We start from the raw sequence: 19,605 nt of genomic DNA on the forward strand, positions 1-19,605 counted from the left end.
CAAACGAAAGTTGAAAAGCGGCGAGAAGGAAGTGATTGACGCGATGAGCGATAGCGAAAAGCGCCGCTGGCAGGGCGATCTCGCCTTGATCGCCGATGCGGCGAAGGAGGCCGGCGCGATCGCCTTCGGCTTCTTCAACCAGTCCCCCGAGGTCTGGTGGAAGAACGGGGATCGCTCTCCCGTCAGTGCCGCCGATTTCGCCGCCAACAAGACACTGGAGTCGATCCTGCGCAAGGCCCGGCCGGATTATGGCTGGCTGTCGGAGGAGACGGAGGACGATGCCGAGCGCCTCGCGCGCGAGACGCTGTTCATTATCGACCCGATCGACGGTACGCGCGCTTTCCTCGCCGGGCAGAAGGTCTGGTGCGTCAGCGTCGCGGTCGTCCATCGCGGCCGGCCGGTCGCCGGCGTGCTCTATGCCCCGGCGCTCGAAGAGCTCTATGAGGCGGTCGACGGCGGCGCGGCGCTGAAGAACGGCGAGCCCTTCCTCGTTTCCTCCGCCGGGCCGGAGGAGACGAGCCGTCTGGCAATCGGTGAAGACGTGCTGAAGACCCTTCCGGCGGCGTTCCGGGAGCGGGTCAGGCGCGAAAAACATGTCCCCTCGCTTGCCTATCGCATCGCCATGGTGGCGGACGGCCGCCTCGAAGCCACTTTCGTCAAGGGCAATTCGCATGATTGGGACCTTGCCGCCGCCGATCTGATCCTTAGCCGTGCCGGCGGCCGCCTCGTCGACCTCGACGGAAACCCGGTCGTCTACAATCGCGCCGAAGTCACCCACCAGGTGCTGTGTGCGGCCCCGGCGCCCCGCATCGATGAGTTCCTCGCGGCCTTTGCCGGGCGACGAGACAGTTGACGTTTCCGTCAAAATCCCGCAGATGGGGTGGCGGAGGAGAATGGGCAGAAAGAGAACAAGAAAATGACTGAGTCCGGTGACAAGAAGCAGCTTTTGCATCTCGTTTTTGGCGGCGAACTGGAAAGTCTCGATGACGTCCAGTTCCGTGACCTGAAGGGTCTCGATATCGTCGGCATCTTTCCCGATTATGCCACGGCGCTGACGGCCTGGAAGGCGAAGGCGCAGCAGACGGTCGACAATGCGCATATGCGCTATTTCATTGTCCACATGCATCGTTTGCTCGATCCGCAGGAAAAGGCCGGCGGCCACTGAGCTCGGCCATCGATTCCGCGCCAAGTGCCGGCGGCCGCCCGCGGTCGCGCCGGCTTGCTGCATCGGGCGCCGTCGATCCGGATCGTCTGACGCATTCTGAACAAATTAATCGGCCATTTCGGCCGCAACGATAATCAGGGAATGGGTTTGATGTCGATCGTCTTGGATCGGAGGCTGGCGCAATGAGCTCCCGGATGGCGCGGTTCGGTCTGAGCGCATATCGTCTGGCGGGAACTGTAGCCTCTCCGGTCGTCGGCCTCTACATCACCTACCGCACGGCCAAGGGCAAGGAAGACCGCGCGCGTCGCCTGGAACGTTTCGGCTATCCGAGCGCCAACCGGCCGCAAGGCCCGCTCGTCTGGTTCCATGCCGCAAGTGTCGGCGAAACCAACGCCGTCATTCCGTTGATCCGCGAAATCCGCCGTCGTGATATCCACGTCATCCTGACGACCGGCACCATCACCTCGGCCAGGCTCGCCGCCGAGCGCCTTGGCGACGAAGCGATCCATCAATATGTGCCGCTCGATTTGAAGCCGTCGGTCAGCCGCTTTCTCGATTATTGGCAGCCCGATTGCGCCATCATCGCCGAATCCGAGATCTGGCCGGCAACCGTGCTAGAGCTCGGCCGCCGCCGCATTCCGCAGATCCTGATCAATGCCCGCATGTCGGACCGCTCCTTTGCCCGCTGGCGCCGCCGCCCATCGATTGCCGAAGCCCTGTTCGAAAATCTCGCCCTTGTCATCGCCCAGTCGGATGTCGATGCCGAGCGTTTCCGCGATCTGGGTGCTGTTCCCGTCATCACCTCGGGCAATCTCAAGGTCGATACCGACGCGCCGCCCTATGACAGCGCTGTCCTCGCCCGTTACAAGAAGCAGATCGGCGATCGCAAGACCTGGGCGGCGATTTCGACCTTCGACGGCGAGGAAAATGCCGCAGGCATCGTCCATCGCGCCCTGAAGGAACGCGATCGCCAGTTGACGATCATCGTGCCGCGCCATCCCGAGCGCAGCGATGAGATCGAGGCGGCTCTGGTCAAGCAGGGCCTCAAGGTCGCCCGCCGCACCCGCGACGACGTCCTGTCCGCCGATATCGATGTTTTCCTCGGCGACACGATCGGCGAAATGGGTCTTTATCTTCGCCTGACCGAGATCGCCTTCGTCGGCCGGTCGCTGTTTGCCGAAGGCGGCCAGAACCCGCTGGAGCCGGCCATGCTCGGCTGCGCCATCCTCTCCGGCGGCAATGTGCAGAATTTCCGCGAGGCCTATCAGAAGCTGGCCCGCAGCGGCAGCGCCCGCATGGTGCGCGATACCGAAATGCTGGCCAAGGGCGTGCATTACCTTTTGACCAACGACGAAGCCCGCCGCACCATGATCGAAGCCGGCATCGCCACCGTGCACGAGATGCGCGGCGCGCTGACGGCGACGGTGAAGGGGCTGGAACCCTATATCAATCCGCTGACGGTCAAGGCGCGCCTGTTGCCCAAGGCCGTCGCCCAGCTCTGAGGAGGCGCAATGTCGAGCCCGGCGCGTATCAAAGGCATCCTCTTCGACAAGGACGGCACACTGCTCGATTATGACGAGAGCTGGTTGCCGGTCAATCGCGAGCTTGCCCGCATCGCCGCCGAGGGCGATCCGCTTCTTGCAGATCGGTTGCTCCTGGCTTGCGGCATGGATCCGGTCACCGGCCATATCGTTCCCGACAGCCTGCTCGCCGCCGGCAATACCCGTCAGATCGCCGAGGGGCTCGTCGCCGCCGGCTCGATGGTTGCTGTCGGCGAACTGACGATCCGTCTCGACGACCTCTTTTCCGGCGCCGCCGAATTTTCCGTGCCGGTAACCGATCTTTCCGGCTTCTTCGCAAGGCTGCATCGGCGCGGCTTCAAGCTCGGCGTCGCCTCCAGCGACAACGAGCGCTCGATCCGCCAGACGGCCGTGCGTTTCGGTTTTGCCCGCTATGTCGATTACATCGCCGGCTACGACAGCGGCTTTGGCGTCAAGCCGGAACCCGGCATGGTGCTCGGCTTCTGCGCCGCGACCGGTCTTTTGCCTGAAGAGGTAGCGATGGTCGGTGACAACAATCATGATCTGCACATGGGCCTGAATGCCGGAACGGGGCTCAGGATCGCGGTGCTGACCGGCACCGGCTCGCGCGATTCGCTTGCCGCCGCTGCCGATCATGTGCTCGACGATATCACCGCCATCGAGACATTGCTGCCGGACCTGCAGCCGGCCTAAACCACGCGCGATCTGGGCAAGGACTTGCATTTTCACCGGTTTTGGCTTCTCAATCCGGCCGGGCGAAAAGCAAGGGGCCGGTTCTGGAGCCGGGCAGGGGAGCGGGACGGCAAGATGATATCCGAAGCGCCGCCGTTCTGGTGGAGGAAAGCCGATTGGCGGGCCTGGCTGCTGGCGCCGCTTTCCTTTCTCTACGGCCGTGTCGCCGGCCACCGCATGGCCCATGCGCGCCGCGCCTCCGTATCCATTCCCGTCATCTGCGTCGGCAATTTCACCGTCGGCGGCGCCGGCAAGACGCCGACGGCGCTGACGATCGCCCGCGCCGCCAAGTCGAAAGGCCTGAAACCGGGCTTCCTCAGCCGCGGTTACGGCGGTTCGCTCGACGTGACGACGGTGGTCGATCCTCATCATCACCGGGCCGTCGCCGTCGGCGACGAGCCGCTGCTGCTTGCCCAGGAGGCGCTGACGGTGATTTCCCGCAGGCGCGTCGACGGCGCGCAGCGTCTGGTGGCGGAGGGCGCCGACCTCATCATCATGGATGACGGTTTCCAGAGCGCCCGGCTGGCGATCGATTATGCCCTGCTGGTCATCGATGCGACGCGCGGCCTCGGCAACGGCCATATCGTGCCGGCCGGCCCGGTCCGCGCACCGATCGGCCAGCAACTGCGCTCGGCGACGGCTTTGCTGAAGGTCGGCGGCGGCCAGGCCGCCGACAGGATCGTCCGCATGGCGGCGCGCGCGGCAAAGCCCTATTTCACCGCATCGCTGAAGGTGCGCGGCGACGACCGGCTCGCCGGCATCAGGGTGCTGGCCTTTGCCGGCATCGCCGATCCCGCCAAGTTCTTCCGCACCGTCGAATCGCGCGGCGCCGAAATCACAGTCGCCAAGACCTTCGGCGACCACGAGCACCTGAGCGAGGACGAGATCGGCGATATCCTGACGACCGCCCAGCGCCAGGATCTTCTGATCGTCACCACCTCGAAGGATTTCGTCCGTCTGTCCGGCCATCACGGCAAGGCGCAAGAGCTGGCGCAAAAGTGCCGGGTGATCGAAGTCGACATGGTCTTCGACGATCACCTCGCCCCGGGGCTGATCATCGACCGGGCGATCGTCGCCTGCCGCGAGCGCCGCCTGCGGGAGATGAAAGCCGGGGATAAGGCCATTCCTCGCAAGGCTGAACCGCTGTAACGAGTGCCGCAAAAGGTGGCAAAGTTCCTTACAAACCCCAGGGCGGCGGCGACGTCACGCGATCGAGCGGAGTAAGGTTTCGCGGGCGGAGGTCAGGTGCGCGCGGCAAGCCTGATCGATCGAGGCGATATTGCGGCTTTCAAGGGCCTCGATCAGAGCGAGATGCTCCCTGATGGCGACCTCATTGCGCGTCCGCTCATCGCGCTTGTTCCACTGATAGTGATAGTGGAAGACGATGGCTATCACGTCCTGGAAGCTTTCGACAAACCGGTTTGGCGCGACGGTCGCAATGAGCCGATGGAATCGGCTGTCGAGCTCCGAGAAATCCTGAAATCGGGCGTCGATATCCGCGAGCAGCTCCAGATGTGCCGCCCGCATGGCCCGGACCTGCTTCCAGATGGGCGAGCTGTCGGGCAGGCTCGCAAACAATCGTGCGGAGCGCATTTCGAACATTTCCCGGATTTCGAACAGTTCGAGCGCGAAATTCGCGGTGAAACCTTTGAAAACCCAGCCGGCATTCTGGCGCTTCTCGATCAGCCCATATTTCTGAAATCGATTGAGAAATTCACGCACGATCGTTGTCGCGACCCCGAATTTCCTCGCGAGTTCCGCCTCATTGATCTCGGTGCCCGGACAGGCATTGTCGCGCAGCATCCACTCCATGAAGCTCGTCTCGACCTGTTGCGAAATGGCTAAGGTCTCTTCCTTCGGATAGCGCTCTATCTGCTGCGGGTGCTCACGCATGATCCGCCCGTGCGCTTCAGATACGATGACCCCACGGGCGGACATGCTCGCCAGCACCTTCCGCACCGTCGTTCTGCTCACGCCAAGCTGGGCGCGCAGTGCGTTTTCGGACGGCAGTTCCGCTCCAGGATCGAACGTCCGAAGGAGGTCGATCATATCGTTGAAGGCCCGCTTGAAGGTCGTATCCGTTCTCATGGCGCAACCCTTGGTATGATTTTCTATCTATAAAAAACAAGTTGACGTACGTGTATCGTATGTTTCTTATGTATAAAAAACGAGGGGGAGGCTAGGGGAATTTGGAAGACTCCGGGATTCTGCCTCAGAATTCGTCCCGGCCTGGTGGATCGCAAGATGCAACCCTCCATCCGAGACAATCTGGCATCTCATTGGGGCTGAAGCTATTGAGCCTGGGCCCGCTCTTGATCCTCGTTCTGCTCATCGCGGTCGTCAGTTTGATCACGCCGGCCTTTCTAAAGCCCGTCAACCTGGGAAACATCCTGGCGCAGACCGCAGTGATTGCTGTTGTGGCGATGGGGCAGCAGCTCGTTATCCTGACGCGTGGGATCGATCTTTCTGTCGGCTCTAGCCTGGCGCTGGCCACGGTCATCGGCGGACTCGTCTACCAGCAGGTTGATTCCTCGATCGTCGTCATCGTGGCCATGCTGCTTGCAGGTGCCGTCGTCGGGGCAGTAAACGGCGTGGTCTTTGTCTATGGCCGGCTGCCGCACCCCTTCATTATCACAGTTGCGACCTTGAGTATTTGCCGCGGCCTGGCACTTTCATTGGCTCCCGGCCACACCACCATGCGCGGGATGCCCGATGCGGTTGCCGCGATCGGCGGCGGTACGACGCTTGGTGTGCCCAACTCCTTCTTTGTCGTCGTTATATCCGCGCTTCTTTTTCTGATCCTGACGAAGTCGATGGTCTTCGGCCGATGGATCTATGCTGTCGGCGGCTCGCCGAATGCCGCCAGAAGCATGGGTATCCCGGTAAAGGGCGTTTTGCTCGCGACCTATATCATCTGCGGCTTTTGTGCAGGTGTCGGCGCGGTGCTGCTTGCCGGACGGACCGCCGCTGCATCACCAATCTATGGCAATCTCCTGGAGCTCGACACCATTGCTGCGGTGATTATCGGTGGCGCCAGCTTCCTTGGCGGACGGGGCCATCTGGGCCATGCACTGATCGGCGCCGTTCTGATCGGTGTTATCCGCAACGCCCTTAACCTGCTCGGCGTCGACGTGTTCTTTCAAATGATCGCGATTGGGCTCGTCATCGTCATCGCCGTGGAGGCCGATGTACTTCGCAACCATCTCGAGGCGCGCGCGCGTGTGCTTCAAACGGCGAGAATACAATGAGCCCTGCATCCGCGACACCGGCACTTTCGGTACGAAACGCGCAGAAGCGCTTCGGGGCGATTCATGCCCTGAAAAATGTAAGCTTCGATGCCTATGCAGGTGAAGTAACCGCTCTTTTGGGTGACAACGGCGCCGGCAAGTCGACGCTCGTCAAATGCATCAGCGGGCTTCACAGTCTCGACGAAGGAGAAATTCTTGTCGACGGAGCGCGTGTTTGGCTCAATTCAACCGCGGCAGCCCGCCGCGCCGGTATTGAGACCGTCTATCAGGACCTGGCGCTTTTCGACAATCTGACTCCCGTCCAGAATTTCTATTGCGGCCGAGAGATCTCGTTTCCGTCTTGGCTGCCGCGTCCGCTCCGCTTCCTCAACACAGGCATGATGAGGCGGGAAGCAGCAAGCGTCATCGATCGCCTGAAGGTCAAGCTGCCGAGATTCGACGCGCCGGTCGCACTGATGTCCGGGGGGCAGCGACAGGCGATCGCGGTCGCGCGCGCCATCGTCTTTGCGCGCAAGCTCGTGCTCCTTGACGAACCTACGGCGGCCCTCGGGCTTCGCGAGGCTCGCCAGGTTCTTGATCTGATCAATCAGCTCAAGGCCGCCGGCAATGCGGTGATCTTGATCACGCACAATATGGAACATGTCGTCGAGATCGCCGATCGGGCGGTTGTGCTGCGCCAAGGTCGCAAGGTCGGTGAACTGAGGCCAACGGAAGCGAATAAGCAGGACCTGGTCGCGATGATTGTTGGCGCCGGGGCTTGAGGGGAGATCGCTGCTTCGTTGGGGCAGCGGACAACGAGATCGCTCTAGAGGAGAGCGGTCGAAACATGGGAGGTGTATCATGAAACGGCATTTCCTGCTGGGAGCCTTTGGGATCCTGGCCGTCGCTGCAGTACCGTCCTTGGCGCAGGACCCGGTCAAGCTCGGCTTCATAACCAAATTCCCTGTACCGTTCTTCGCAACCATGGAGAACGCCGCGAAAGACTATGCGAAGAGAAATCCCGGCGTCGAGATCATTTACGGGCAGGGTACGTCCGCAACCGACATCGAGGGCCAAATTGCGCAGATCGAGTCGATGGTGACGCGAGGCGTGCAGGGCATCGCCCTTACCCCCGTCGATCCCACCGTATCCACCGCCCTGGACAAGGCAGTTGCCGCCGGCATCAAGGTCGTGTTGATGGATAACAATATCCCGGATTGGAACGGCAGGACGGCGCTTGCCACGACCAACAATTTCGCCGCGGGCAAAATCGCGGGCGAATATCTCAAAACTGTTCTTAAAGCCGGCGACACGCTCGGGATTCTCGAGGGCGTGCCCGGCGTGCCGGCGCTTGATGACCGTGTGAAGGGGATGATGGAAGGGCTGAGCGGCCTTGACGTCAAGATCGTCGGAAAAGGCGCGACAAACTGCACCGAGGAACTCGGGATTAATGTCGCCGAGGATCTGCTCACCAAGAACCCGGACCTTAAGGCCATCTATGCCGCCTGCGGTCCGCCCGCTGCCGGTGCAGCTCGCGCAATCAAGAATGCCGGCATTGCCAATGACAAGATTGTGCTGGTCGGTTTCGACTTCTGCTGTGGCGAAGAGGAGGCGCTGAAGAGTGGTGTCGAGGACGCGTCGGTAGCGCAATTCCCAACCAAAATGGCTGAGCTCGGTGTGGATGCCCTGGTGAAATCGATTCGCGGAGAAAAGGTCGAGTCTTTGATCGACTCCGGCGCGGCCCTCGTAACGCCCGACAATATGGCAACCTTCAAGTGAACCGTCGCCCCTTTGGGTCGTCAGAGGCGCGAAGCAGTGTCACCTCTTTATCGGATTGATATCGGGGAACTCTGCGGCCCGAAGCTCTATTGGCCAGTCGATGCGGAAGGCGCGGCGGATGAGCCGATGCCTTCCGGTCGTCGGGCGACCGGAGTGGATATTCTCGTTGCAACAACTCCGGGCCGCAGACCAGAGGACTATCCTCCTTGGCCCCGCGGACACTCCTTGTATTCGCCTCCGCCGCAGCGTTTGCGTTGTCTGTTCCGGCCTCAAAACTGCACGCTTTGAAAGTGATAGAGCGTCTTGAGCACGCCGGTAAAAGGCGGTTCCGTTCTAACGCCGCTGGTTCGGCAGCACGCCGGCGCGTTTGTCGGCTTCGATCGCCGAGATCACGTCGGCATAGGGCTCCTGGCGGGCGACGCTCCAGTAGCGCAGCTCGTCGAGCGGAATATGTTTTCCCGTCATCGCGCAGACGACATAGGAGCCGGGCGAGACAATCTGGAAATCGCCGTCGAGATAGCGGATCTTCGCCTCGCGGTTTCCGTGCCCTTCGAACAAATTCATGTGCTCCGTTCCCTGCAGTCTGTCATGCGTCTGCCATACTCCCGCAACAGCCGCTTTGCCAGCTTTTTTAGCTTCTGCCGAAAAGCCGCTCGATATCGCTGAGCTTCAGTTCGATATAGGTCGGCCGGCCGTGATTGCATTGGCCGGAACCGGGCGTCACTTCCATTTCTCTCAGCAGCGCGTTCATTTCCTCCGGCCGCAGCCGCCGTCCGGAGCGAACCGATCCATGGCAGGCCATGGTCGCCGCCACATATTCGAGCTTGGCCGACAGCCCCGACGCGGTGTCCCATTCGGCGATCTCGTCGGCGAGCTGGCGGATGAGGCCGTGGGCGTCGACCTCGCCGAGCATGGCCGGCGTTTCGCGCACGGCAATCGCCCCGGGACCGAAACGCTCGATCGCCAGGCCCAGTTCGGAAAGCTCGGCCGCATGCTGCATCAGCCGGTCGCAATCCTCTTCGGGAAGGTCGATGATCTCAGGGATGAGCAGCACCTGCGAGGCCAGCCTCTTCGAATGCAGCGCCTTGCGCATCGCCTCGAACACGAGCCGCTCATGCGCCGCATGCTGGTCGACGATGACGAGCCCGTCCTCGGTCTGGGAGACGATATAGTTGGCGTGGATCTGCGCCCGTGCGGCGCCGAGCGGATAGCGCCCGGTTGTTTCGGCAGAGGCGGCCGGTTCGGGTGCGCCCGGCTGCGGCGAAGGTTGCGGCTCGGCCCGCGCCGTCGGCATCGAGAGCCCGTCGAACGACGCCTGCGGCAGTTCGGTGAAACCGGCTGCCGGCTGGTAGGGCCGAAAGGGTGAGGTCTCGGCCGACCACGGCGCCTGCGGCCGCTGCGCATGGGGCTGGAAGCCGGGGCGGAAGGCGCGCAGCATGTCGCTCGCCCCCGTTGTCGCCGCCCGGCTGCCGTCGCGCGCGAGCGCCTCGCGGATGGCGCCGACGATCAGGCCGCGCACCAGGCCCGGGTCGCGGAAGCGCACGTCGGATTTTGCCGGATGCACGTTGACGTCGACGAGCGCCGGATCGAGTCTGATCGACAGCACCGCCACCGGATAGCGTCCTGAAGGAATCGTCTCGGCATAGGCGCCGCGGATCGCCGAGAGGATCAGCTTGTCCTGCACCGGCCGGCCGTTGACGAAGGCATATTGATGGGCCGAGTTGCCGCGGTTGAAGGTCGGCACGCCGGCAAAACCGGTGAGCGAGATGTCCTCGCGCACGGCGTCGAGCGCAATGGCGTTGTCGCGGAATTCCTTGCCGAGCACCTGCGCCATGCGCGCCAGATGGTCGTCGCCGGTCGCCGGAAATTCCAGCGTCGTGCGGTCCGAGCCCGACAGCACGAAGCGCACGGCGGGAAACGCGATCGCCATGCGCTTGACGATCTCGGTAATGGCGCCGGCCTCGGCCTTTTCGCTCTTCAGGAATTTGAGCCGGGCGGGCGTGGCGAAAAACAGGTCGCGCACTTCGACGATGGTGCCGGTATTGGCGGCGGCCGGCCTGATATGCACGATCTTGCCGCCGGCAACAGCGATCTCGTGGCCGCCGGCGCTGTCGCGCCTGCGGCTGGCGATGCTCAGCCTGGCGACGGAACCGATCGACGGCAGCGCCTCGCCGCGGAAGCCGAGCGTGCGGATATCCTCGAGCGTCTCGGAGATCTTCGACGTGCAGTGGCGCCGCACCGCCAGCTCGAGATCGGCCGCCTCCATGCCGGAGCCGTTGTCGCTTACCCGCAGCAGTGCCTTGCCACCGCCTGCCGTGGCGATCTCGATGCGCGTCGCCCCGGCGTCGAGCGCATTTTCGATCAGTTCCTTGGCAGCGCTCGCCGGCCGTTCGATGACCTCGCCGGCGGCGATCTGGTTGATGAGCGTTTCGGAAAGCTGTCTGATGGCCATGGGCTATTTTCAGGGATTCGCGGGCTGGAGGGAAGGGGATTCCATAGGTTTTACAGAAGCGTGATCTGCGGCGTCCCTGTTTCGACGGTCAGCAGTGTTAAGCCGGTTTTAACAGAAAAATGGCATTTTTATTCATATACCTCCGGAAGCTGCGAAATCGAACAGATGTGGGACGCAATAGAATGAGTGCCGGCTTCGAAAAGGCGGACACGTCATCGGAAATCGACGGAACGCCCGCCGAGGCCGATCTGCAGACGGCGCTTTTCGATGTCGTGTGCGACAGCCTTTCGGCAGCGTTCATCATCTACGACAAGAACGATCATCTGATCTTCGCAAGCCGCCAGATCCTCGAATTCTTCCCGCTGTCGGCCGAGATACTGAAGCCGGGCACGCGGCTGCGCGATTTCCTGGGCGCAATCTACGATACCGGCGTTCGCCAGCAATATGAAGTGAGGCAGGGCGGCGCGCTCAGCCGCGAGGACTGGCTGTCGCAGAAGATCGCTTCCCATTGGCGCGAGCGCTTCGACGCCGTCGAGCGCCATGGCGCCGACAGCTGGGTCCGATTCGTCAAGCGCAGGCTGCCGGGCGGTTACGGCGTCACCATCGTCTCCGACATTTCCGAGGACAAGAAGCGCGAGGAGCAGTGGCGTTCGGATCTGGAGCGGGTGCAGCTCACCGAGGACATTCTCGACAATCTGCCGTTCCCGCTCTTCGTCAAGGACCGCAACCTGACCTATGTCGCGGTCAATCTCGCCTTCTGCGCGAAATACCAGACCACCGCCGACGAGGTGCTCGGGCGCAAGAGTGGCGACCTTTTTTCGCCCGAGATCGCCAAACGCTTCGAAGAGAGCGACCGTCACGTGCTGGAGACCGGCGAAATGTCGATCTCCCGCCAGCGACAGATCTCCCGTGACGGCATCGAGCGCGACATCGTCAGTCGCAAGCACCGTATCGGCAAGCCCGGTCGCTATTTCCTGGTGTCGACCACGCAGGACCTGCCGCGCGACGGCGCCGATCTCGAGGAGTTCGACCGCGCCTCGGCGGTCACCACCTCCGCCAACCAGAGCTATCGCCGCGCCTATGTGCCGGTGCCGAGCGCGGTGGAGCGTCGCGAGCCGGCGGCGATGGAAGCGATCGTTCCGGAGAATTTCTCCGGCCGCAAGATCCTCGTCGTCACCGCCGATCTCGCCGCCGAGGCCGCGGCCTTGCGCACGCTGGCGAAATACGGATTCGAATCCTGTTCGGTGCGCGGCGAGGACGAGGAGGAGCGTTTCCTGGAAATCGCCACCTCCTCCGGCATCTCGCTCGACCTCTTGATCATCGACAATCAGATGGGCATGCGCTGCCTCGAGCTTGCCGAGCAATACGGCATACCGTCGCTCGTCATGGACGGCTTCCAGATCGCCAACGAGCTCACCTTCCAGATCGCCCGCCATTTCAATCGCAACAGCCGCAACAACGGCGCCGGCACGGATGCGGATTGGGAAATCAGCATCTCCGACGACACTGTCGGTCTGCAGGTTCTCGTCGCCGAAGACAATGATATCAATCAGATCGTCTTCACACAGATCCTCGAGGGCCTCGGCTATCGCCATATGATCGCGGCGACCGGCGACGAGGTCGTGCGCCTCTGGGCCGAACACCGGCCGCAGGTGGTGCTGATGGACATCTCCCTGCCGGGCTTCAACGGCTTTGAAGCCGCGCGCCTGATCCGGCAGATGGAGGAAGCCGGCGGTGCAGCCCGCACCCCGATCATCGGCGTGCTCACCCAGGCCTTCGAGCGCGATCGAGCCGAATGCGTCAAGTCGGGCATGGACGACGTCATCATGAAGCCGGTCAGTCCCGACATGCTCGAGGCGGTTTTTCAGAAATATTTGGTGGAAGAGGGCGTTCGGGTTCGAACGAGCGCGTAATACTGATGGCCGTCGTCTCGTCGCGGCATCCTGCACTTGCCGACAGCGTCAACTCCACAAATTTGAAACTGGTCGGGCTGTCAGGGCGGTTGATTTACTAGCGAATTGTTAAGAAATCCCGGTCATTGTTTGCTCGCTGCGGAGGAAAGCTCGGGTTTGAATGATGAGATCGGCGGACATGGCTTCCTTGACCGTGAGTCATAGTGAGCTCCAGGCGATGGCCTATACCGATCCGCTGACCGGGTTGGGAAACCGCAATCGCATGCGCGAGAAGGTTCTGCAGATTTCCGCCGAGCGCGCCAGCGATCCGGCTCCCTTCACCATCGGCATTGCCAATCTCGACAGTTTCAAACCGATCAACGATCTCTTTGGCTCCTCGGCCGGCGATGAGATCCTCTGCCAGGTCGCCCATCGCCTCAAGGCCTGCATTCCTGATGGCGCGATGGTCACCCGTCACGACGGCGACGAATTCGCCTTCGTGCTGCCGTTGATTTTCGAGCGGGCGAGTGCGGAGAAATTCGGCCAGATGATCCGCGAAGTGCTGTCGGCGCCCTATGATCTCGGCGACCGCAACGTCCGTCTCTCCGCCTCCTTCGGCTTTGCCATCTACCCCTTTGCCGGAGAGGACTGCGAGGAACTGCTGAAGAGCGCCGAAACGGCGCTCTATCGCTCCAAGCGCCGCGGCCGCGGCCAGATCACCGTCTATTCGCGGGAGATCGCCCAGGAGATGAAGCGCGCCACGCAGCTGGAGCAGGCGCTGAGAAACGCCATCATCTCAGACGCAATCGACGTGCATTTCCAGCCGATCGTCTCGTTGTCAAACAACCAGGTCGTCGGCTTCGAGGCGCTGGCGCGCTGGAACGATCCCGATCTCGGCTTCGTTTCGCCCGGCGTCTTCGTGCCGCTCGCCGAAGAGCGCGGTTTCATTGACGCCCTGTCGGAAACGCTGCTGCGCAAGGCCGCGGAAGCAGCGCTTTCCTGGCCGCGCGAACTCTTCCTGTCGTTCAATCTTTCTTCGGCGCAGCTGATGGATCCCGGCACGAGCGGCAGCATCCTGTCGATCCTCGGCCGGGTCGGCTTCGATCCGCATCGTCTGGAACTGGAGATCACCGAGACGGCGGTGATGGGTTCGGCCGACACCGCCCACCGCATCATCGCCGATCTGCGCGCCGCCGGCGTGCGCATTTCGCTCGACGATTTCGGAACCGGCCAGTCGAGCCTCGGGCGCCTGCGCGACTTCATCTTCGACAAGATCAAGATCGACCGTGCCTTCGTCTCGCGCATCAATTCCGACCGCGCCTCCGAACACATCATCAAGGCAATCCTTGCCATGTGCGACGGCCTGGAACTGGAAGTCGTGGCCGAGGGAATAGAGGATTACGCCGAGGCGGTGAAACTGCGCACGCTCGGCTGCGGCATGGGCCAGGGCTATCATTTCGGCCGCCCGGCCGATGGCATCGCTACGCTGCGCTTCCTGCACGAGAACTACTACGACACGGCGATCACCGAGCGCGTCAGCGCATAAGCAATTCCAGCAAAAGTGCGCAGCGGTTTTGCGTCCGGGATTGCGTAAAGCAGGCAAGCCCAATTCCAGCAAAAATGCGCAGCGGTTTTGCGTCCGGAGTTGCGTAAAGCAGGCAAGCTCCATTCCAGCAAAAGTGCGCAGCGGTTTTGCGTCCGGAATTGCAAAGCAGGCAAACCCGCAGTTTTGCCCTCGAAATCAGCCCATCAGAAAAAGCGATGGCGCCCCTAGGAGCGCCATCACCTACGCTATACTACCGCGCGCGGTTTACTTAGGCGTGGTCGAGCCGGTTGCCGTCGTATCGGTACCGGTTGCGGCCGGGGCCTTTTCTGCGGACTGCATTGCCAGCGTCTTGAACTCAGGCGCGGCCTTCAGCGATTCGGCCGTTTCGCTGGTCGTCAGCTTGAGGCTGCCGTCCTGGGTGTTCTGGGCAACCGTGATCTTTTCCATCGGAACTGCGACATCCTTTTCGCCGATGCCAAGGAAGCCGCCGACGCCGACGATTGCGGCGACGATGCCGCCGTCCTTCTTCAGGATCAGGTCGTTGATGCTGCCGATGCTTTCGTTGTTGCCGTTATAGACCGACTGACCGATATAGGTGTTGGCGCTGATCTGGTCCGGAGCCTGCTCCGTCAGATAGCTGCCCTGAGCCATATCCGTGCTCGGTTTTGCGGCCGGAGCCTGTGCGGCATCGCCTGCGGGTTTGGTGACGTCAGGGGTGACCGGTTTCGGTGCTGCCGGATCGGCCGGCGCTGCCTGGTTGGTCGCGGCGGGATCCGCAGGCTTCGGAGCGGTCTGCGAGAATGCCGCCGGTGCGAAAGCCGTGGCAAACAGCGCGCCAGCGGCAACGGTCGTCAAAAGTTTGCGTGTCATTTCGAACCTACTTTCATTTCCCTAGTGTGAGCGCTGACCCGGCAATGATCCTTGCCGCGCCGGTTCGTAGGGAAAATGAGCGGTGCGCCGATTGGTTCCGGTTGAAAACACGGAAAATTTCTCGATTTTCACGGAACTTTTATCGATCGATAGTGGCCGAAACGAAAAGGCGCTCCTGCCCAGGAGCGCCTTCGATGGCGGCCGCAAGTGGCCGGGTTCAGATCACATAGAGGGGATCGAACACGCCTTTGACCTCGATGCCGAGTTCCAGAAGGGCGCCCGCGGAAGGCTGGGCCGAACGGGCATCCTCGTCGAGCCCTTCCCAGGCTGTCGTCACCGCCAGCCGGTCGGCATTGACGCCGATGAAGGCCGGGCAGGAGGGTTGGACGGCGGGGACCTTGTAGCGCGAGATGCGCAGCCCATCGGGATTGTAGCGATCGACGACGCCGGCGCCCCAGCGGGCATTCCAGATATAGCCGTCGGCATCGACCACTGAGCCGTCTATGTCGCCGGGCTCGTTCATGCTGTCGACGAGGACGATCGGCTCGCCCGCCGGCAGGCCGGTCTGGGGATCGACCATGACGCGCATCAGCCGGTTTATGCGCGAGTCCGTGTAATAGCCGATCGTGCCGTCGGGCGAGAAGCAGATCGAATTCGGAATGCTGATGCCGTTGAAGATCTTCGTCACCTTGCCGCTCGCGACATGATAGATCGCGCCAGCCTGGTTTTCCGCCCGTTTGCTCATCGTGCCGATCCAGAGCGCCCCGGAAGGATGGGTGCGGCCGTCGTTCGAACGGTTTTCCGGCCGGTCGTTTTCGAGCGCGGCGTAGAAGGTGAGATTGCCGCTTGCCACATCGCGAACGAACAGCCCTTCTTCCGTTGCGATCAGCTGCCGTCCGGCGTCGATGCGGGCCAGCACGCTTGCCATGACAGGCAGCGGATGCACCTTTTTCTCCCCCGTCGCGAGTCTGAGTTCGTGCAGCTCCTTGCCGAGGATGTTGAACCACCAGACCGTGTTGCTGTCCGGATCATAGGTCGGCCCTTCGCCGAGGACGGAATTGGTGTTGCAAAGGGTCTTGCCTTCGAACTCGTAAATCTCGGTCATACGCTCACGCTCCCATGGCTGCATCATAGGCGTAAATGGTCGCCTTGGCACGCTCGGCAACCTCTGCCGCGGTCATTCCCGGCTTGTAGAGGCTGGTGCCGAGGCCGAAGGCGAAGATGCCGGCCTTGGTGTAATCGCCGAAATTCTTGTCCGATACGCCGCCGACGGCGGCAATCGTCAGCTCCGGCGGCAGGATCGCCCGGATCGCCGTGATCCCGGAAGGACCGAGCACGCTCGCCGGAAAGAATTTGAGCCCGGTGGCGCCGGCCCGCGCTGCGGCCAGTGCCTCGGTCGGCGTGAAGACGCCTGGCATTGTCACCATGCCATAGCCGCGTGCCCGGATGATCACCTCGGGTTCGACATTCGGCGTCACCAGCAGCTTGCCGCCGGCCGCATTCAGGCTGTCGACCGCCTCGACCGTCAGCACCGTGCCGGCGCCGATCAGCACCTCGGCAGGCGCCATCTTGGCGGCGATCTCGATTGATTTGAACGGCTCCGGCGAATTGAGCGGGATCTCGATCGCCGTCAGGCCGTTGTCGATCAGCGCGCCGACGACGCTTTCGGTCTCGTCGGGCCGGATGCCGCGCAGGATGGCGATCAGCGGGCGCTTCACGTCGGGGAAGGGGATACGGTTCATCGTGACAGCTTTCTCAATTCGGCCAGATGGCTTCGGCGGCGACCGATAGCCCGCGGCGCACGGCGGCGTCCGCATCGATGGCGGTGAAGGCAAGGGAGAGGGTTTTAAAAGCCTGTTCGTAGAGCGCCTGCAGGCGTCCGGAGGCGACGAGGGTGATGCCTGAGGTGGCGGCATCCTGCAGCGCCCCGGCGATTTCGAGGCCGATCAGCGTGCCGGAGAGCCGGGCTTGCGCGGCAGCGGCGGAGATCCCGTGCAGGAGCTGGCCGGAGCGGGCGGTAAAGAGCAGGTTGGAGGCAAGGGCCGGCCGGGCGAAAGCGGCCGAAACCGCCGCCTCGAAGGCCGCCGCGTCGGCCGGCTGCTCCTCGGCCCCGGCAACGGCATGCGACAGGATCGTGTGTTTGCTGATCGCGTCGAAGAGTTCGCCGGTCATGAAGGTGGAAAAGCCGGTCACCTCTGCGTCCGTCACGTGCACCCATTTCGAATGCGTGCCGGGCATGCAGACCGCCTGAGGGCCGGCGCTTGTGCCGCCGAGCGCGCCGAGCAGCTGGGTTTCCTCGCCGCGCATGACATCCGGCGTCGCCGTCTGCCGCTGGGCAAGGCCCGGCAAGATGCGGATGTCGCGGCTTTCGCCAGGCACGCGGACGGCGGCAGTCAGGATCGAGGCGAGCGGGGTTGGCACGTCGATATAACCGGCCTCGACCCAACCCTGCCGTGCGCCGGCCATGCCGCAGACGATCACCGGCAGGGTGTCCGGTGCTTCGACAGCGGCGAGATGGCCAGATAGTACGGCGGAAAAGCCGGTCTTTGCCGCGCTGGTCATGCCTTCGCCGCTGCGGCGCTCGGCAAGCACGCGGCCGTCCCGGGCGATCAGCCACAATCGGAAGCTGCTGGTGCCCCAGTCCACCGCGACATAAGCGGGATTAGCCATTACAGAACGCCTCCGTCGACAATCAGGGACTGGGCGGTCATTCCGGCCGCGCAGTCGGATGCAAGAAACAGGCAGGGACCGACGATCGCATCGGCTTTGAGCGGGACTTTCAGGCATTGCTGCTCGACCGAGCGGGCGATGCTCTCTTCGGTCAGCCACAACTGCATCTGCCGTTCGGTGACGACCATGCCGGGCAGGATGCAGTTGACCCGGATATTTTCCGGGCCGAGCCTGCCTGCCATGCTCTTCGTCAGGCCGACCACCGCCGCCTTTGCCGCCGCATAGGCGGGAAAACCGCCCATGTTCAGCTTGAAGGCGATCGACGACATATTGACGATCGCACCGCCGCCGGCCGCCCGCATCGATGGTGCGGCCGCCTGCGAGGTGAAGAATACATGCCGCAGGTTGACCGCCTGGTTGTTGTCCCAGTAGGCCTCGGTGACGGCGTCGAATTCGTGGCGGTCGTCCCAGGCGGCATTGTTGACGAGCACGCGGATCGGCCCGGAAGCGGCAACGACATTATCGACGGTTCGCCGGATCGCCTCGATGTCACGCAGATCCGCATGGTAAAAGGAAACCGGGTGCGCGGTCTGGCCCGACAGCGTCTCGGCAAGCGCATTGCCGGCGGCCTCGGCGATGTCGATGAAGGAAACCTTGGCGCCCTGGCGCGCAAAACCTTCGACGATCGCAGCCCCGATACCCGATCCGCCGCCGGTGACGAGCACGGTTCGGTCCCTGAATTCCGGAAACTGGGCTGACGTCGCAGTCATCGTCTTCTCCCGACGAAATAGATTGTTCCATTATTTGGAACTGAATTTGACTATATGGAATTATCAGATTATACTGCCCTTTCTGTCAAGGGCGGATGAGACGATGAATGCAAACGGCGACGGCATGGCGCAGGCACGCGAGACCGGCACACTCGGCAAACTGATGGTGCTGCTCGATCTCGTTACCCATGCGGATGCGCCGTTGCGGTTCACCGATATCCTGTCGCTCGCCGGCCAGCCGCGCGGCACCCTCCATCGGCAGCTCAGCCATCTCGTCGAGGAAGGGCTGCTCGAACTCGACGGCGATGGCCGTTATGCGCCGGGCCTGCGCCTGCTCGATTTCGCCGCCCGCAGTTGGGCGCGTAATGAATTCCGCCTGATTGCCGAACCGCATCTTGCCGCTCTGCAGCAGGTGACCGGTGAGACCGTGCATCTCGGTGTTCTCCGAGGCCAGTCGATCATCTATCTCGACAAGGTCGAGGGCCGCCAGCCGGTGCGGATGTATTCGCAGATCGGCAATGCCTCGCCCTGTTACTGCACCGGCGTCGGCAAGGCGGCGCTGTCGCTGCTTCCGGCCGAAAGCTTGGCCGATCTCCTTGCCGGCGTGAATTTCACCCGCTTTACCGCCGCCACCCATGCCTCGCCGGCCAGCCTGCTCGCCGAAATCCATGAGATCGCCGATCAGGGTTATGCTTTCGACCGTGAGGAGCACGAGGCCGGCATCCGCTGCGTCGCCGCACCCATCTGGTCGGAGGATCGGACTTTTCTCGGCGGCGTCTCGATCACCGGCCCGGCCTACCGTCTGTCGATGGAACTTCTCGCCCAATGGGCCGTTCCGGTCCAGCAGGCTGCCGGAAGCATCATGGAAGGCATGCGCATCCGGCTCGGCCCGCGTCGCTAGAGTATGCCGCGCAAAGCTGTGCAGCGGTCTTGCGATAACGACAGGCGTAAAAATACGGGG

Annotated in this window: 19 protein-coding genes; 11 read left to right on the forward strand and 8 right to left on the reverse strand. The window is 62.7% G+C overall.

The features are described 5' to 3' along the window. Positions 1-43: 43 nt before the first annotated feature. The 5 genes from EFD56_RS22905 (at position 44) to lpxK (ending at position 4,587) form a co-directional block, all read left to right on the forward strand. The gene (locus EFD56_RS22905) at positions 44-853 is read left to right on the forward strand and encodes a 3'(2'),5'-bisphosphate nucleotidase CysQ (RefSeq protein ID WP_085743575.1); all 810 of its coding nucleotides are present in this window, start codon (positions 44-46) and stop codon (positions 851-853) included. A gap of 63 nt (positions 854-916) precedes the next feature. After that, positions 917-1,165 carry a DUF4170 domain-containing protein gene (locus EFD56_RS22910; protein ID WP_004673745.1) on the forward strand — a complete coding sequence of 83 codons (249 nt, stop codon included), beginning with the start codon at positions 917-919 and terminating at the stop codon, positions 1,163-1,165. 182 nt (positions 1,166-1,347) lie between these two features. After that, positions 1,348-2,667: a lipid IV(A) 3-deoxy-D-manno-octulosonic acid transferase gene (gene waaA, locus EFD56_RS22915; protein WP_012482840.1), complete on the forward strand. Its 1,320-nt coding sequence runs from the start codon at positions 1,348-1,350 to the stop codon at positions 2,665-2,667. A gap of 9 nt (positions 2,668-2,676) precedes the next feature. Beyond that, the gene (locus EFD56_RS22920; RefSeq protein ID WP_085741874.1) at positions 2,677-3,399 is read left to right on the forward strand and encodes an HAD family hydrolase; all 723 of its coding nucleotides are present in this window, start codon (positions 2,677-2,679) and stop codon (positions 3,397-3,399) included. A 114-nt stretch (positions 3,400-3,513) separates the two neighbouring features. Beyond that, positions 3,514-4,587 carry a tetraacyldisaccharide 4'-kinase gene (gene lpxK / locus EFD56_RS22925; protein WP_085741875.1) on the forward strand — a complete coding sequence of 358 codons (1,074 nt, stop codon included), beginning with the start codon at positions 3,514-3,516 and terminating at the stop codon, positions 4,585-4,587. A 54-nt stretch (positions 4,588-4,641) separates the two neighbouring features. On the opposite strand, the gene EFD56_RS22930 is transcribed toward lpxK, so the two are convergent. Next, on the reverse strand, positions 4,642-5,526 hold the full coding sequence (locus tag EFD56_RS22930; protein ID WP_126906373.1) for a GntR family transcriptional regulator: 885 nt from the start codon (positions 5,524-5,526) through the stop codon (positions 4,642-4,644). 101 nt (positions 5,527-5,627) lie between these two features. Between EFD56_RS22930 and EFD56_RS22935 the strand changes: the two genes are divergently transcribed. From EFD56_RS22935 to EFD56_RS22945, 3 genes are all read left to right on the forward strand, one after another. Further along, positions 5,628-6,686, forward strand: a complete 1,059-nt coding sequence (locus tag EFD56_RS22935; RefSeq protein ID WP_184336948.1) for an ABC transporter permease — start codon at positions 5,628-5,630, stop codon at positions 6,684-6,686. Next, a complete protein-coding gene (locus EFD56_RS22940) occupies positions 6,683-7,447 on the forward strand; it encodes an ATP-binding cassette domain-containing protein (RefSeq protein ID WP_085741877.1) in 765 nt (254 codons plus the stop codon). Before EFD56_RS22935 ends, EFD56_RS22940 begins: the two co-directional genes overlap by 4 nt. Positions 7,448-7,526: 79 nt before the next feature. Beyond that, the gene (locus tag EFD56_RS22945) at positions 7,527-8,444 is read left to right on the forward strand and encodes a sugar ABC transporter substrate-binding protein (protein ID WP_085741878.1); all 918 of its coding nucleotides are present in this window, start codon (positions 7,527-7,529) and stop codon (positions 8,442-8,444) included. A gap of 333 nt (positions 8,445-8,777) precedes the next feature. On the opposite strand, the gene EFD56_RS22950 is transcribed toward EFD56_RS22945, so the two are convergent. After that, the gene (locus EFD56_RS22950) at positions 8,778-9,008 is read right to left on the reverse strand and encodes a DUF2093 domain-containing protein (protein WP_004677472.1); all 231 of its coding nucleotides are present in this window, start codon (positions 9,006-9,008) and stop codon (positions 8,778-8,780) included. Between the two features lie 67 nt (positions 9,009-9,075). Beyond that, positions 9,076-10,896, reverse strand: coding sequence for a DNA mismatch repair endonuclease MutL (gene mutL / locus EFD56_RS22955; RefSeq protein ID WP_085741879.1), 1,821 nt, complete (start codon positions 10,894-10,896; stop codon positions 9,076-9,078). 182 nt (positions 10,897-11,078) lie between these two features. On the opposite strand from mutL, the gene EFD56_RS22960 reads away from it, so the two are divergent. Further along, positions 11,079-12,809, forward strand: a complete 1,731-nt coding sequence (locus EFD56_RS22960) for a response regulator (protein WP_085741880.1) — start codon at positions 11,079-11,081, stop codon at positions 12,807-12,809. A 160-nt stretch (positions 12,810-12,969) separates the two neighbouring features. After that, complete coding sequence (locus EFD56_RS22965) at positions 12,970-14,334, forward strand: putative bifunctional diguanylate cyclase/phosphodiesterase (protein WP_085741881.1); 1,365 nt, start codon at positions 12,970-12,972, stop codon at positions 14,332-14,334. Between the two features lie 264 nt (positions 14,335-14,598). Here the strand turns inward: EFD56_RS22965 and EFD56_RS22975 are convergent, their stop codons facing one another. The 5 genes from EFD56_RS22975 to EFD56_RS22995 form a co-directional block, all read right to left on the reverse strand. Next, positions 14,599-15,204: a PRC-barrel domain-containing protein gene (locus tag EFD56_RS22975; RefSeq protein WP_004680413.1), complete on the reverse strand. Its 606-nt coding sequence runs from the start codon at positions 15,202-15,204 to the stop codon at positions 14,599-14,601. Positions 15,205-15,421: 217 nt separating this feature from the next. Beyond that, positions 15,422-16,309: an SMP-30/gluconolactonase/LRE family protein gene (locus EFD56_RS22980; protein WP_004680414.1), complete on the reverse strand. Its 888-nt coding sequence runs from the start codon at positions 16,307-16,309 to the stop codon at positions 15,422-15,424. A gap of 4 nt (positions 16,310-16,313) precedes the next feature. Continuing rightward, positions 16,314-16,946: a 2-dehydro-3-deoxy-6-phosphogalactonate aldolase gene (locus tag EFD56_RS22985; protein ID WP_085741882.1), complete on the reverse strand. Its 633-nt coding sequence runs from the start codon at positions 16,944-16,946 to the stop codon at positions 16,314-16,316. Positions 16,947-16,959: 13 nt separating this feature from the next. Then, positions 16,960-17,874 (reverse strand): 2-dehydro-3-deoxygalactonokinase, encoded by a 915-nt coding sequence (locus EFD56_RS22990; protein ID WP_085741883.1) that lies wholly within the window; start codon positions 17,872-17,874, stop codon positions 16,960-16,962. Next, positions 17,874-18,644, reverse strand: coding sequence for an SDR family NAD(P)-dependent oxidoreductase (locus EFD56_RS22995; protein ID WP_016734657.1), 771 nt, complete (start codon positions 18,642-18,644; stop codon positions 17,874-17,876). Before EFD56_RS22995 ends, EFD56_RS22990 begins: the two co-directional genes overlap by 1 nt. Positions 18,645-18,747: 103 nt before the next feature. On the opposite strand from EFD56_RS22995, the gene EFD56_RS23000 reads away from it, so the two are divergent. Further along, on the forward strand, positions 18,748-19,545 hold the full coding sequence (locus EFD56_RS23000; RefSeq protein ID WP_085741884.1) for an IclR family transcriptional regulator: 798 nt from the start codon (positions 18,748-18,750) through the stop codon (positions 19,543-19,545). Positions 19,546-19,605 lie beyond the last annotated feature (60 nt).

Origin of the sequence: Rhizobium phaseoli (genome assembly GCF_003985125.1) — a bacterium.
Classification (GTDB): domain Bacteria; phylum Pseudomonadota; class Alphaproteobacteria; order Rhizobiales; family Rhizobiaceae; genus Rhizobium; species Rhizobium phaseoli.

What these genes read in the sequence shown, in the direction of transcription:
- EFD56_RS22905 (WP_085743575.1), top strand. Translation starts at nt 44, where the DNA reads ATGAGCGATAGCGAAAAGCGCCGCTGGCAGGGCGATCTCGCCTTGATC.
- EFD56_RS22910 (WP_004673745.1), top strand. Translation starts at nt 917, where the DNA reads ATGACTGAGTCCGGTGACAAGAAGCAGCTTTTGCATCTCGTTTTTGGC.
- waaA (WP_012482840.1), top strand. Translation starts at nt 1,348, where the DNA reads ATGAGCTCCCGGATGGCGCGGTTCGGTCTGAGCGCATATCGTCTGGCG.
- EFD56_RS22920 (WP_085741874.1), top strand. Translation starts at nt 2,677, where the DNA reads ATGTCGAGCCCGGCGCGTATCAAAGGCATCCTCTTCGACAAGGACGGC.
- lpxK (WP_085741875.1), top strand. Translation starts at nt 3,514, where the DNA reads ATGATATCCGAAGCGCCGCCGTTCTGGTGGAGGAAAGCCGATTGGCGG.
- EFD56_RS22930 (WP_126906373.1), bottom strand. Translation starts at nt 5,526, where the DNA reads ATGAGAACGGATACGACCTTCAAGCGGGCCTTCAACGATATGATCGAC.
- EFD56_RS22940 (WP_085741877.1), top strand. Translation starts at nt 6,683, where the DNA reads ATGAGCCCTGCATCCGCGACACCGGCACTTTCGGTACGAAACGCGCAG.
- EFD56_RS22945 (WP_085741878.1), top strand. Translation starts at nt 7,527, where the DNA reads ATGAAACGGCATTTCCTGCTGGGAGCCTTTGGGATCCTGGCCGTCGCT.
- EFD56_RS22950 (WP_004677472.1), bottom strand. Translation starts at nt 9,008, where the DNA reads ATGAATTTGTTCGAAGGGCACGGAAACCGCGAGGCGAAGATCCGCTAT.
- mutL (WP_085741879.1), bottom strand. Translation starts at nt 10,896, where the DNA reads ATGGCCATCAGACAGCTTTCCGAAACGCTCATCAACCAGATCGCCGCC.
- EFD56_RS22960 (WP_085741880.1), top strand. Translation starts at nt 11,079, where the DNA reads ATGAGTGCCGGCTTCGAAAAGGCGGACACGTCATCGGAAATCGACGGA.
- EFD56_RS22965 (WP_085741881.1), top strand. Translation starts at nt 12,970, where the DNA reads ATGATGAGATCGGCGGACATGGCTTCCTTGACCGTGAGTCATAGTGAG.
- EFD56_RS22975 (WP_004680413.1), bottom strand. Translation starts at nt 15,204, where the DNA reads ATGACACGCAAACTTTTGACGACCGTTGCCGCTGGCGCGCTGTTTGCC.
- EFD56_RS22980 (WP_004680414.1), bottom strand. Translation starts at nt 16,309, where the DNA reads ATGACCGAGATTTACGAGTTCGAAGGCAAGACCCTTTGCAACACCAAT.
- EFD56_RS22985 (WP_085741882.1), bottom strand. Translation starts at nt 16,946, where the DNA reads ATGAACCGTATCCCCTTCCCCGACGTGAAGCGCCCGCTGATCGCCATC.
- EFD56_RS22990 (WP_085741883.1), bottom strand. Translation starts at nt 17,874, where the DNA reads ATGGCTAATCCCGCTTATGTCGCGGTGGACTGGGGCACCAGCAGCTTC.
- EFD56_RS22995 (WP_016734657.1), bottom strand. Translation starts at nt 18,644, where the DNA reads ATGACTGCGACGTCAGCCCAGTTTCCGGAATTCAGGGACCGAACCGTG.
- EFD56_RS23000 (WP_085741884.1), top strand. Translation starts at nt 18,748, where the DNA reads ATGAATGCAAACGGCGACGGCATGGCGCAGGCACGCGAGACCGGCACA.